Source organism: Streptomyces sp. MBT53 (assembly GCF_016654115.1).
Lineage (GTDB): Bacteria > Actinomycetota > Actinomycetes > Streptomycetales > Streptomycetaceae > Streptomyces.
Window position 1 is genome coordinate 70,790 of the sequence record NZ_JAEQAZ010000002.1, and the last position, 12,441, is coordinate 83,230.

Here is a 12,441-nt window from a genome sequence, read left to right on the forward strand (position 1 = left end):
GGCGTGACCTACCCGACGGTCAGTGTGAGCGCGCCGGTGTAGGTCTGGCCGGCCGTGATCGCCGTGGCCGTCCCGTCGACCGTCAGCGTGACCTTCTTGCCCCGGGGCGCCCTGACGGTCGCGTCGGCGGCGAGGGCGAGCCGGGTCAGGTACGAGGTGCCGGTGACCGTCCACGTCGAGCCGCTGTTCAGCTGCACGATCGCGCCGTTGTTGACGGCGGCTCCCACGGTGTTGCTGACGATGCCCAGCTCGTAGAAGGTCGACGCGTCGATGCTGGAGACGCGGTGCTTGGCCGTCGTCGCGGAGATGACGCCCTCGACGCTCGTGTCCTCGAAGGTGAGGACCATGTTCTTGCCCTTGCGCATGCCGTTGTAGAAGTCGCCCTTCAAGGCTATGGAGTTGAAGGTGGCGGCTCCGTCCGTGGTGTGCACGGCGGTCGGGTCGAAGCTCGCGTCCTTCGCCGGGTCGCCCGTCGGCTCGGTGTAGACGCCGATGTTCATCATCTTGCCGTTGACCGGGACCGGGCCCGGGTCGTCCAGCTCGATCATCTGGAGGATGATCCCGTCGCGCGGGTTGAGCCGGGCGCCCTGGGAGCCGTCGACGCTGATCGTGGTCTGCTGCCCCTTGTTGAGGAAGGTGGCCCGCTCGGAGTTGATCTGCGTGCCGCCGTCGAGGGTGAGTTGGCCGGTCCCGAAGAACATGTAGCCGAAGTGCCCGGAGTTCACGACCGTCCTGCGCACCGGGATCGACGCCAACTCACCCTTGGACAGCCCGAGTTCCAGCTCGGTGTTGAGCGCGGAGACAGCGGCCTTGGTGCTGTCGCCGTAGTGCACGACAGCTGCCGGGCCCGCGATGATGGTCGCGTAGCTGCCGACGTCGAGCCGGGAGCCGAGCACCCGCACGGTCGCGTCGCCGATGGCGTAGGTGCCGTAGCCGTACTCCCCCGTGTTGCCGAAGTGGCTGTTGATCGCGGTCAGTTTGAGTCCGCTGCCGCCCTCGACCGACAGGGCGCCCCAAGTCTCCGAGAAGATCGTGGAGTTGAGGTAGGTGGCCTTGCTGTTGGCGCCGATCAGGTTGGTGGCGCGGACGTTGCCGTCGAGGCCGAGCATCCAGGGCACGGACTCCATGTAGGGCGTTTCCACGGTGGCTTGGTAGTCGGCGGGCAGTAGGCCGTTGCGGGTGCGGAGGACGGAGTCCTTGACGAGGACGTTGGCACCGTCGTCGGCGATGACGGCGGTGCGGACGACTCCCTTGGTATCGATGCGGGCACCGTCGAGGACCAGCGTGGTCGAGGAACCGTCGCCGACGACGGCGGCGCCGTAGCCCGCGAAGTCCGAACGGCCGTTGCCGGTGAGGGAGATGGACGGCCGGTCAAGTGTGTAGGTGGCGTCCTGGACGTACACGCCGTCGAAGCACTCGCCGGTCGAGGTGATCGACACGTTCCTGGCGTACGCGTCGGTGAGCTTGCCGCCGAGGACGGCAGCGAGGACGGACTTGTCCTTGACCACGCCGTCGCCGTCCACGTACACCGCCTGCCGGAACGGGAAGGTGAGCGTCTGGTACGTCACCTCGTTGGCCGCGGCGACGGTCAGGACGACGTCGCCCCGGTAGGTGCCGGCCTGGATCAGGGTGGCCGTGGCGCCGGTGGCGGTGAGCAGCTGGCCGGTCTCCACGCCGTCGACGGTCAGCGAGAGGCTGGAGCCGTCCGGGGCGACGATCTTCCCGCCGGGCGCGATGGTCAGCTCGCTCACGCGGGTCGTCGCGGCGACCGTGTACGTCTCACCGGATCCGACCGAGATCCGCGTGCCCGAAGCCTTCTTGGCCGTCGGCGCGGCGGTGGCGGAGACCGCCGGCACCAGTACGGCTCCGGCCGTGGCGGTACCGGCGATCAGGACCGAGCGTCGGGTGATCAGCGTCATTGCTTGCCTTCCCAGGGATCGATGCGCCGTTGCGCAGTGTGACCGGCCGGCCGTCGAACGCGGTATGCGGACGGGCCCGGCGGCGGCACCGAAGGTGCGCACGAGGGACGACTTAAGCAGCCCCGAGAACCAGGGAACAGGCGGGCGGCACACACATATGGGAGTCCGATGCCTCGGATCACGCCGACCATTTCATGGCGGTCACACAGAGTTGTCATAGCGGGTGGGCGGGCTCGGACATGCCGGTGAGGCGGGCGGCCCGTCGGCCGTCCACCTCACCGTTTTCCGCACGCGGTTCCGCTACGCCGGGGCGATCATCCCCGCCGACAGGTCGATGTCGGCCCCGCACAGGCCGGGCATCGCGAGCATCGCCACCAGCGCCTGGGCGACCTCGTGCTCCTCGACGAGCCGGCCGAGGGCGGCCCGGGAGGCGAAGTCGCGTTCGGCCTCGGCGACCGTGCAGCCGGTCAGTTCGGCGGTGAGCCGGAAGTTGCGGTCCATGCGCGGTCCCCGAACCGGGCCCGGGGAAAGGGAGTTGACCGCGATCCCCCGCGGTCCGACCTCCCCGGCCAGCGTCCGCGTCAGTCCCAGCAGCGCCATCTTGGAGGCGGTGTACGGGGTGCGGTTGAGCAGCGGACGCTTGCCGCTGACCGAGGCCACGTTGACGATGTCACCGCGTCCGGCCGCGAGCATCGGCGGCAGGAAGGCCCTGCACATCAGATAGACGCCCCGGACATTGGCGGCGAACACGTCGTCCCACTCGTCCGGCTCGATGTCGACCAGGGGCCGGACGGGGCCCGCGACTCCGGCGTTGTTGACGAGCAACGACACGTCCTCGTCGGCGAGTTGGGCGGCCAGGGCGCCGACAGCGGAGGGGGCGGAGATGTCGCACACGGCCGTACGGGCCTGTCCGCCGTCCTTCCCCACATGTGCCGCCGCCTCCGCGAGCGCCGTCTCGTTGCGCCCGACGAGGATCACGCGGGCACCGGCGTCCGCGAGGGCGAGCGCGAAGGCACGGCCCAGCGGTCCGCCGCCGCCGGTGATCAGTGCCGTACGACCGTCCAGCGTCATGCGGTGTTCCAGGGCAGTTCGTCGCCCGCGGCCTTGGCGGCGCGTACGTCACCGGAGCGGGCGTGTCCCTCGAACAGTTCGACGCGGGCCGCCCGTCCGCACAGTCGGCCGAGCAGTGTCTGCGAGTCGGTGTCGGTGACCTCCTGGTAGGTCACCGTCTTGAGGTACTTCCCCACCCACAGGCCGCCGGTATAGCGCGAGGCACCACGTGTGGGCAGCACATGGTTCGTGCCGATGACCTTGTCGCCGAACGACACACAGGTGCCCTCGCCGAGGAACAGGGCGCCGTACTGGGTCATGCGCTCCAGCGCGAGGCGGGGTTCGGCGGTCAGCACCTCCACGTGCTCGAAGGCGAACTCGTCGGCGAGGGCGTACAGCTCGTCGAGCGTGTCGACGACGTGCACCTGGCCGTGGTCGCGCCAGGCGGGCCCGGCGAAGTCGCGGGTGGGCATGCCGGGCAGCAGGCGTTCCACCTCGGCGATGGTCTGCTCGGCGACCTCGCGGGAGGTGGTGATGAGGACGGCCGGGGAGTCCGGGCCGTGCTCGGCCTGGGAGAGCAGGTCGACGGCGCACACGAACGGGTCGGCCTGCTCGTCGGCGAGGACGAGGATCTCGGTCGGTCCGGCGAACAGGTCGATGCCGATCTCCCCGAAGAGCTGTCGCTTGGCCTCGGCGACATAGGCGTTGCCGGGTCCGGCGATGAGGTTCACCGGTCGCATCGTGTCCGTCCCGACGGCCATGGCGGCCACCGCCTGCACTCCGCCGAGCAGCCAGATCTCGTCGGCGCCGGCGAGGTGCATGGCGGCGACGGTGGCGGCCGGGATCTCGCCGTGGATGGGCGGCGTACAGGCGACGACCCGGGGCACGCCGGCGACCTTGGCGGTGACGATGGTCATGTGGGCGGAGGCGGTGAGCGGGTAGCGGCCTCCGGGGATGTAGGCGCCGGCCGCCTGCACGGGGATGTGCTTCTGCCCGAGGCGCACACCCGGCAGGGTCTCCACCTCGAACTCCCGCAAGGAGTCGAGCTGGTGGCGGGCGAAGGTGCGCACCTGGTCCTGGACGAAGCGGATGTCGTCGATGACCTGCTGCGGCACCGACGCGACGATCTTCTCGACCTCCGCGTCGGACAGTCGGAAGGAGTCGGGACTCCACTTGTCGAACTTCTCGGAGTAGGCGCGCACGGCCTCGTCGCCGCGCTCACGGATGTCCGCGATGACGCCGGTCACGGTCTCCCGCACCTGGTCGAGGGAGGCGGCCACCTCCGACTTGGGCACGGCGTGCTTCAGGATCGTTGCCACAACTGCGGCCTTTCTGCGGGTGGTTCGCGACAAAGGGGGTGTCAGACAGGGGGCGCCACGAAGAGCACGTCGGGGTCGTTGAACTGCTCCTTGGCGACCGACTCGCTCATCGGGTCGGCGGTGCCCCACTGGTCCTGGGTGATCGGGTCGTCGACGTCATGGCGGCCCGGGTGCCACAAGTCCTCTTCGAGGACGGCGAGTTCGGTCGTGTACTCGACGGTGTTGCCGTGCGGGTCGTGGAAGTAGGAGAAGGTGTTGTCGCCCGCGAGATGCCGGCCGGGCCCCCAGGTCAGCCGGGTCCCGGCGCGCAGCGCCCGTCCCGTGCCCCGCATGTACTCCTCGACCCCGCGCATCTCGAACGAGGCGTGGTGCAGGGAGACATGGGGTCCCCGGGCGATCGCGAAGGAGTGATGGAGCGGGCTGCACCGCAGGAAGTACATGAGGTCGCCCATGTGCGTCGAGTACAGGGTGTCGGTCAGCCGGAACCCGAGGTGCTGTACGTAGAAGTCGCGAAGCCCTTCCGGATTCTGGGAGTTGACCACACAGTGCGAGAGCCGCACGGGGATCGCCTCGCGCTCTTCGATCTTCCGGTGGGCGCGGGTGGCGACGTCGGCGGAGACCTCGACGACCCGCCCGTCCGGGTCGAAGAACCGGAAGCCGTAGCCACCACCCGGGGTGTCCAACGCACCGGGCTCGCCGAGGAGTTGGACCCCGGCCCGCCCCAGCCGTCCGTGCAACTCGTCGACAGCCTCCGGTGAGACGGCCCCGAAGGCGACCAGGTCCATCCGCTTCCGCTCGTCCTCGCGGATGCGGACGATGTACTGCTCGGGGCTGCCCTCGGCGGCGAAGAAGGCGACACCGCTGTCGTTGGCGACCTCGGTCAGGCCCCAGGTGGTGCCGTAGAAGGCGCGCTGGCGGGCGAAGTCCGGTACGGCCAGGTCGACATGGCGCAGATGGGTGATGGGCTGGAAGGTCACTGTCCGCTCCTGACGGTGTTGCGCTGGTGGCCCAGGCCGGTGATCTCCGACTCGACGACGTCGCCGGGCTTCAGGAAGACGCCCCAGTGCGCGCCGTTGCCGGCCGGGGAGCCGGTGAGCAGCAGGTCGCCGGGGCGCAGGGTGGTGGTCGTGGAGACATAGGCGATGAGCCGCGGGATGTCGAAGATCATGTCCTTCGTCGACTCGTCCTGGCGCACAACTCCGTTGTGGCGCAGAGTGATCCGCAGGTCCCCGGGGTCGCCGACGAAGGCGGCCGGTACGAGGAAGGGCCCGGTCGGCAGGAAGGTGTCGGCGTTCTTGGCGGTGAACCAGTCGGTGCCGATGGCCTTGAGGTCGGGCCGGTAGAGGCGATCGCGGGTGGTGAGGTCGTTCGAGATCGTGTATCCGGCGACGTGGTCCATCGCCTCCTCGGCCGGGATGTTCTTGCCCGACTTCCCGATGACGAGGGCGAGTTCGAGTTCCCAGTCGTGCTGTTCGCCGAGCGCGGGAAGCACGATGTCGTCGTAGGGGCCGCTGATCGCGCGCGGGGAGCCGAGGAAGACGTACGGAACGCCGTTGCGAGCACGCTCGTCCATCATCAGCTCGGCGTCGGCGCGGGCCTCTTCGGGGGTGGCGCCGTGCACGCTCTCCTTCTCGGCGGCGACCAGATCGACCACGTGCTTGCGGTAGTTGGCGCCGCTCTGGAGGATCTGGCCGGGCTCGAGAGGGGTCAGGACGCGCAGCGCAGCCAGGTCGTGCCAGGTGCCGTCGGAGGACCCGGCGAGGTCGGCCAGCCGGGGCAGCCAGTCGCCCCACTCCTCGACGAGCTCCCGGACCGACGGCACGAGGTCGGAGAGGTCGCGCACTCGGGAACCGGTGACCAGGCCGGGGAAGACCGCCGCGCCGGCAGCGAACGTACCGAGTGCGAAGGGTCCGGCATGGGTGGGCTGTGGATCGGGCACGGCGCTCTCCTCGTACGGGTGGGGGCTCGCCCTCGACGCTAGGCAGCCCGGGGACCCGGCGGAAATGGCGATCCGCGATGCCTGCCATCACCGGCCGTCCCTGCCCGCCATGCCGTTGCGCGGCGGGCCCGCCGGCCGCTCGACCACGACTCCATCGCCGTACGGGATGCATGACGTCCCCCTTGCCGATGCCTCGATCCGTTGACCGTGGATCGACCGCCCACGCAGGCTCGGAGCACCCACTTTCCCGAGGAGAAGAACGTGATAGTCGAGCATGCCGAGCTGACCGTCGAGGCGGGTCGGGAGCGGGAGTTCGCGGAGGTGTTCGGCAAGGCCCGCGAGGTGCTGGCCGAGGCCGACGGGTTCCGCTGGGCCGAACTGCTGCAAGGCGTCGAACGGCCGCGAGTCTTCCTGCTGTTGGTCGGCTGGGACTCGGTCGAGGCACACATGGTCGGCTTCCGGGAGTCCGAGCCCTTCGCGCGCTGGCGGGCCCTGGTCGGACCGTTCTTCGCCGAGCCGCCGGCCGTCGAGCACTTCCACGAACTCGGCGCCCGCTTCTCCCGATAACCCCCACTCCGCTGTCTACGTTCGCAAGGATCGCCCATGCCCGTACAGAAGGTGCTCGTCGTCGGCGGCGGCATCACCGGTAGCGTGCTGTGTCTCGCGCTCGCCCAGCGGGGCGCCGAGGTGGAGCTCGTCGAGATCTCTCCGCAGTGGTTCGGTGTGGGCCATGGCATCACCGTCCAGGGCAACGCGCTCAAGGCGCTGCGTTCCGTGGGTGTCCTGGACCGGGTGCTGGCCCGGGCGGTGCCGTTCGACATCATGCGGCTGCGCTCGGCCGACGGCGGGCTGATCACCGAGTTGAACACCCCGCACACCGGCGGGCCCGAACTGCCGTCCACGGCGGGCGCGTTGCGCTCGGATCTGCAGGACGCGCTGTGCGACGCGGTGCGCGGGCACGGGGTACGGGTGCGCCTCGGACTGAGCGTGGAGCGGCTCGACCAGTCGCCCGCCCATGTGGACGTCGCTTTCACGGACGGATCGACCGGCCGCTACGACCTCGTCGTGGGCGCCGACGGCATCAACTCGGCGATGCGCGCCCTGATCGGCATCGATGCCAAGCCCCGTCCCGTCGGCATGTCGATCTTCCGGGTCGTAGCGGACCGTCCGGCCGAGATGGACTGCGCCGAGGTGTACTACGGCGGTCCGCGCTTCAAGGCCGGCTACAGCCCGATCTCGCCGGACCAGTGCTACGCCTACCTCCTCGACGAGAACCTCGACACCTCGCTGATCGGCCCGCGCGCCCCGCTCTCCCTGCTGCGCGAGCGCGGCGCCGGGTACGGCGGGACCTGGGGGAAGATCCTCGCCTCGCTGCCCGACGACACGGCGGTCGACTACCGGTGGATCGAGGCGATCCTGGTCGACGAGCCCTGGCACCGGGGCCGTGCGATGGTCATCGGTGACGCCGTGCACGCCTGTCCGCCGCTGATCGCGCAGGGCGCGGCGATGTGCATGGAGGACGCGGTGCTGCTGGCGGAGCTGGTGACCGGGGCCGAGTCGACGGAGAAGGCCCTGGAGACCTTCATGGCCCGGCGACTGCCCCGGGTGCGGATGGTCCTGGAGAACTCCCTCCAGCTCGCCGACTGGGAGATCCATCCCGGCACACCAGGCGCCGACCCGGCCCGCATCATGTCGGAGACGCTCGACAACCTGACGGCGGCGGCGTGACCGCCTCGCCCGTGGTCGACTTCCACGGCCACCTCGCCGTCCCCGCCGCCGACGCCCTGGTGGCGGGAACCCCGGGGTTTGCCGCCGAACTCGCGGCCGAGCAACGCGCCCACTCCCCCGCGTCCCTGGCCGTCAACCGCGCCCAACTCCAGCGGTTGGCGCCCAAGTTGACGGACGTCACCACCCGCCTCGCGGACCTCGACGCGATGAGCGTCGACATCCAGGTGGTCGGACCGATGCCGATGCACCACTACTGGGCGGACCAGGATCTCGCGATCCGGCTCGCCCGTACCGTCAACGAGGCCGTCGCCGCCCACTGCGCCACCGCGCCGGACCGGCTGTTCGGCCTGGGCACCGTCCCGCTCCAACACCCGGACCTGGCGGTCGCGTTGCTGGACCAGGCGGTCAACGACCATGGCCTGTACGGCATCAGCGTCTCCACGACGGTCGACGGCCGCGAACTGGCCGACCCCGCGCACGACGTGGTGTGGCAGCGCGCGGAGGAGCTGGGCGTGGTCGTGTTCATCCACCCCTGGGGCTGCTCCCTCGGCGAACGCCTGGCGACCGACTACCTGGGAAACACGGTCGGTCAGCCGGTGGAGACGACGGTCGCGCTCTCACATCTGATCTTCACCGGAGTCCTGGACCGCTTCCCGCGCCTGAAGCTGGTGGCGGCGCACGGCGGCGGCTATCTGCCGACGTACATCGGCCGTTCGGACCACGCCTGGCGGGTACGCGAGGACGCGCGCGGCTGCGCCGAGTTGCCCAGTTCCTATCTGCGGCGGATGTGGTTCGACGCCCTGGTGTACACCTCGCGCGCACTGCGCCAACTCGTCGAGGAGGTGGGCGCGGACCGGGTCGTCCTCGGTACCGACCACCCCTTCGACATGGGTGTCGACGACCCGGTGGCCCGCCTGGACGCGGCCGGGCTCGCTCCCACCGACCGGGCCGCGATCGCCGGAGGCAACGCTCTCGACCTGCTGTTGAAAGGACACACCCGATGACGACCCGCCCCGCCCTCGGTCCGATCGAGGAAGAGCTCGCCAAGGCCCGTTCCGCCTACCGCAATTGGGGCCGCTGGGGTGAGGACGACGTGCTCGGCACGCTGAACTTCATCGACGACGCGATCCGCGCCCACGCGGTGGGCCTGGTGCGGCGCGGGCGGTCCTTCTCGCTCGCCCAGGAGTTCAACGAGTCGGGCCCGCAGCGCGGTTTCCGCGGCCGGATCAACCCGGTGCACTACATGAAGGACACCGGTTCCGACGCGGCGGCCGGCACCCAGGGTTTCCCGCACGGCTTCGGCGGCGCCGACGACCACATCGTGATGCCGTTGCAGGCCTCCACTCAGTGGGACGGCCTCGGCCACATCTACGACAACAAGCAGGCGTGGAACGGCCGTCCGTGCACCATCGTCAACGGCGACGGCGACTCGGTCACCGGCATCGAGCACATGAAGGACGCCTTCACCAGTCGCGGGGTCCTGCTCGACGTGGGCCGCGCGGTCGGCGACGAGAACGGTGAACTCCCTGACGGCTTCCCCATCTTGGAGGAACATCTGCGCGCCACCATCGAGGCGCAGGGCGCGACGAGTTCGGTCCGACGCGGCGACCTCGTCCTGATCCGCACCGGCCAACTGGGCCGCGTACGGCGGCTCGGCGCATGGGGCGGATACGCGGCCGGGGACGCACCTGGCCTCTCCTTCACCACCCTCGGCTGGCTGCACCGCACCGAGATCGCGGCGATCGCCTCCGACACCTGGGGACTTGAGGTACGACCTTACGAGTTTCCGCAGCCCGCGATGTCCCCACTGCACCAGATAGCGATCCCCAACATGGGCCTCCCACTGGGCGAGATGTGGGACCTGGAGGCACTGGCCGAGGACTGCGCGGCCGACGGTGTCTTCGAGTTCCTGCTGGTCGCCGCACCGCTGCCGGTCACCGGTGCGGTGGGCGCCCCCGTCAACCCGATCGCGATCAAGTGAGTACGCCCGTGACTGCATTCAATCGGGGGATGACCCCCGAACCCCCACAAGGGAACCGCTTCTCCGGCACCCTCCACCTCCCCGACGACGAGGACTTCGGGACGGCCTGCTTCGGCCGGGTCTTCAACGCCCGCCGCCCGTACGACCGTTCACCGGCCGCCGTCCTGATGGCCGAGTCGGAGCAGGACGTCGTGGAGGGGGTACGACTCGCTCTGGAGCGGGGCTGGCAGGTCGCCGTCCGTTCCGGCGGCCACAGTTGGGCCGCGTGGTCGGTGCGCGAGGACGCGCTGCTGATCGACCTCGGGGGCTTCCGCGAGATGGCGTACGACCCGGGGACCGAGATCGTGACGGCGACTCCCAGCGTCAAGGGCGGCGACGAACTCAACCCGTATCTCGGGGAGTTCGGCCGCTTCTTCAACGGCGGGCACTGCCCGTCCGTCGGCATCGGCGGCTTTCTGCTCCAGGGCGGGCAGGGCTGGAACGCGCGGGGCTGGGGCTGGGCGGCGGAGAACATCGTGGCGATCGATGTCGTCACCGCCGAGGGCGAGTTGGTGCGCGCCGACGAGACCCACCACAGCGACCTGTTCTGGGCGGCGCGCGGCGCGGGCCCGGGCTTCTTCGGCATCGTCACCCGATTCCACCTCCGCACCCGCCCGCTGCCGAGGTACCTCGGCCACACCGTGCACGCGTACCCGCTCGACCTGTTCGACGACGTCATGACCTGGCTGCACGGCATGCACCACACGGTCTCGGACCTGGTGGAGATCGTCGCGCTCACGCAGACACCGCCCGACCTGGACGAGCCGGTGCTGCTGGTCACGGGCGTGTCGATGACCGACACCGCCGAGCAGGCCGCGGAGGCGCTGGCGCCGCTGCATGCCAACCCGTACGCGGACCGGGCCCTGTTCCGCGTCGAGGCCCAACAGACCACGCTGGCGGAGCAGTTGGCGGGCCAGCGCACCGCCAACCCCGAGGGCCACCGTTACCTGGTCGACAACGCCTGGCTGACCGGCCCCGCCGACGAGGTCGTGCCGGCGATCCGCAGGGCCTTCACCGAGCAGCCCACCCGGCAGACCTTCACCATCTGGTTCTCGATGGCCCCGCTGCGCCAACTCCCCGACATGGCCTTCTCGTTGCAGTCGGAGATCTACTGCGCCACCTACGTCATTCACGACGACCCCGCGCGGGACACGGAGTTGCGCGCCTGGCTGGACAGCGCGATGGCGGACATGCAGCCGGTCACGGCCGGCCAGTACCTCGGCGACTCGGACTTCACCGTGCGGCAGTTGAGGTTCATGGGCGACGAACAGTGGCGTCGGCTGCGGGAGATCCGGGCCGCCCGCGACCCCAAGGGGCTCTTCGCCGGCTATCTGAGCGCGGGGACCGTCACCAACACCAACCACTGGGAGCAGTGAGCGATGCGTTTCGCGACATACGAGTACGAGGGCGTGGAACGCGCCGGGGTCGTCCGGGACGGGACCGTCCATCCACTGCCAGAGGGCGTCACCGTACTGACCCTGCTGGAGCAGGAGGTGCTGCACGCGGCCGGCACCGAAGCGCTGCGGCAGCCAAGTGACTTGACGATGGATCAGGTGCGGCTGCTGCCGCCGCTGAAGCCGCCGTCCATCCGGGACTTCGTCGGGTTCGAGGCGCACATCGAGGGGGTCTCGAAGTCCCTGGACGGACTGGAGCACGTGCCCGAGGAGTGGTACCGGGCGCCGAACTTCTACTTCACCAACCCCCACGCGGCGTACGGCGCGCACGACGAGGTGCCGATCCCGGCGGGCTGCTCGGTGCTCGACTTCGAGTTGGAGGTCGGGGTGGTCATCGGCCGCGCCGGACGTGACCTCACGCCGGAGCGGGCGCGTGAGCACATCGTCGGCTATCTGGTCTTCAACGACTGGTCGGCGCGGGACCTGCAGAAGCCGGAGAAGAACCTCGGACTCGGCTTCTCCAAGGGCAAGGACTTCGCGAACACGCTCGGCCCCTGTCTGGTCACCGCCGACGAGGTCGAGGACCGGCGCGATCCGGACGGCTTCCTCGACCTGGAGATGACCGTCACCCTCAACGGAGAGCTGATCGGCCGGGACACCCTCGCCAACGTCTCCTGGACCTTCGAGGAGATGATCGCCTACGCCTCCCGGGACGCCTGGGTGCGCCCCGGGGACATCCTCGGCTCGGGCACCTGCGGCTGGGGCGCCCTGGCCGAGTTCTGGGGCCGGGTCGGCGAGCGCACCCCGCCGCCGCTCAAGCCCGGCGACGAGGTGACCCTCGCGGTGGAGCGCCTCGGCACCCTCTCCAACCGCGTGGTGCCCGGCCGTACGGACGTGTACCTGCCGCGGGCCCGCAAGCGCGGCCGGACCCCAAGGCCGTAGACCGGACGGCCAACCCTTCCGACCTGCACACATCCGGGGATCCGATGGCAGCTATCGGATCCCTGTGACTTCCCTCCCGGACTCTTCCTCGGTGGGAAGGCGGTCGTTACGCTCCGGTTTCACCGAGCTT

Annotated in this window: 11 protein-coding genes; 6 read left to right on the top strand and 5 right to left on the bottom strand. The window is 70.0% G+C overall.

Annotation, left to right across the window (positions count from 1 at the left end; genetic code table 11):
• Positions 1 to 8: 8 nt before the first annotated feature.
• The 5 genes from JHN45_RS01400 to JHN45_RS01420 form a co-directional block, all read right to left on the bottom strand.
• Positions 9 to 1,919, bottom strand: a complete 1,911-nt coding sequence (locus JHN45_RS01400) for a hypothetical protein (RefSeq protein ID WP_201047654.1) — start codon at positions 1,917 to 1,919, stop codon at positions 9 to 11.
• A gap of 300 nt (positions 1,920 to 2,219) precedes the next feature.
• The gene (locus tag JHN45_RS01405; protein ID WP_201047655.1) at positions 2,220 to 2,990 is read right to left on the bottom strand and encodes an SDR family NAD(P)-dependent oxidoreductase; all 771 of its coding nucleotides are present in this window, start codon (positions 2,988 to 2,990) and stop codon (positions 2,220 to 2,222) included.
• On the bottom strand, positions 2,987 to 4,288 hold the full coding sequence (gene hisD, locus JHN45_RS01410; protein WP_201047656.1) for a histidinol dehydrogenase: 1,302 nt from the start codon (positions 4,286 to 4,288) through the stop codon (positions 2,987 to 2,989). Before hisD ends, JHN45_RS01405 begins: the two co-directional genes overlap by 4 nt.
• Positions 4,289 to 4,329: 41 nt before the next feature.
• A complete protein-coding gene (locus JHN45_RS01415) occupies positions 4,330 to 5,265 on the bottom strand; it encodes a VOC family protein (protein ID WP_201047657.1) in 936 nt (311 codons plus the stop codon).
• Positions 5,262 to 6,227 (bottom strand): fumarylacetoacetate hydrolase family protein, encoded by a 966-nt coding sequence (locus JHN45_RS01420; protein WP_201047658.1) that lies wholly within the window; start codon positions 6,225 to 6,227, stop codon positions 5,262 to 5,264. Before JHN45_RS01420 ends, JHN45_RS01415 begins: the two co-directional genes overlap by 4 nt.
• A gap of 261 nt (positions 6,228 to 6,488) precedes the next feature.
• Here JHN45_RS01420 and JHN45_RS01425 point away from each other — a divergent pair, with 261 nt between their 5' ends.
• The 6 genes from JHN45_RS01425 to JHN45_RS01450 are packed head-to-tail and all read left to right on the top strand — an operon-like array spanning position 6,489 to position 12,311.
• Positions 6,489 to 6,794, top strand: a complete 306-nt coding sequence (locus JHN45_RS01425) for an antibiotic biosynthesis monooxygenase (protein ID WP_201047659.1) — start codon at positions 6,489 to 6,491, stop codon at positions 6,792 to 6,794.
• Between the two features lie 36 nt (positions 6,795 to 6,830).
• Complete coding sequence (locus JHN45_RS01430) at positions 6,831 to 7,955, top strand: FAD-dependent monooxygenase (RefSeq protein ID WP_201047660.1); 1,125 nt, start codon at positions 6,831 to 6,833, stop codon at positions 7,953 to 7,955.
• Positions 7,952 to 8,959, top strand: coding sequence for an amidohydrolase family protein (locus tag JHN45_RS01435; protein ID WP_201047661.1), 1,008 nt, complete (start codon positions 7,952 to 7,954; stop codon positions 8,957 to 8,959). The genes JHN45_RS01430 and JHN45_RS01435 overlap by 4 nt, the downstream gene beginning before the upstream one ends.
• Positions 8,956 to 9,936, top strand: coding sequence for a cyclase family protein (locus tag JHN45_RS01440; protein ID WP_200708755.1), 981 nt, complete (start codon positions 8,956 to 8,958; stop codon positions 9,934 to 9,936). The genes JHN45_RS01435 and JHN45_RS01440 overlap by 4 nt, the downstream gene beginning before the upstream one ends.
• A gap of 29 nt (positions 9,937 to 9,965) precedes the next feature.
• Positions 9,966 to 11,351, top strand: a complete 1,386-nt coding sequence (locus tag JHN45_RS01445) for an FAD-binding oxidoreductase (RefSeq protein ID WP_201047662.1) — start codon at positions 9,966 to 9,968, stop codon at positions 11,349 to 11,351.
• A 3-nt stretch (positions 11,352 to 11,354) separates the two neighbouring features.
• The gene (locus JHN45_RS01450; RefSeq protein WP_201047663.1) at positions 11,355 to 12,311 is read left to right on the top strand and encodes a fumarylacetoacetate hydrolase family protein; all 957 of its coding nucleotides are present in this window, start codon (positions 11,355 to 11,357) and stop codon (positions 12,309 to 12,311) included.
• The last annotated feature ends 130 nt before the right edge of the window (positions 12,312 to 12,441 follow it).

Coding starts and splice junctions, on each gene's coding strand:
- JHN45_RS01405 (WP_201047655.1), bottom strand. CDS start 2,990: ATGACGCTGGACGGTCGTACGGCACTGATCACCGGCGGCGGCGGACCG.
- JHN45_RS01440 (WP_200708755.1), top strand. CDS start 8,956: ATGACGACCCGCCCCGCCCTCGGTCCGATCGAGGAAGAGCTCGCCAAG.
- JHN45_RS01430 (WP_201047660.1), top strand. CDS start 6,831: ATGCCCGTACAGAAGGTGCTCGTCGTCGGCGGCGGCATCACCGGTAGC.
- JHN45_RS01450 (WP_201047663.1), top strand. CDS start 11,355: ATGCGTTTCGCGACATACGAGTACGAGGGCGTGGAACGCGCCGGGGTC.
- JHN45_RS01400 (WP_201047654.1), bottom strand. CDS start 1,919: ATGACGCTGATCACCCGACGCTCGGTCCTGATCGCCGGTACCGCCACG.
- JHN45_RS01445 (WP_201047662.1), top strand. CDS start 9,966: ATGACCCCCGAACCCCCACAAGGGAACCGCTTCTCCGGCACCCTCCAC.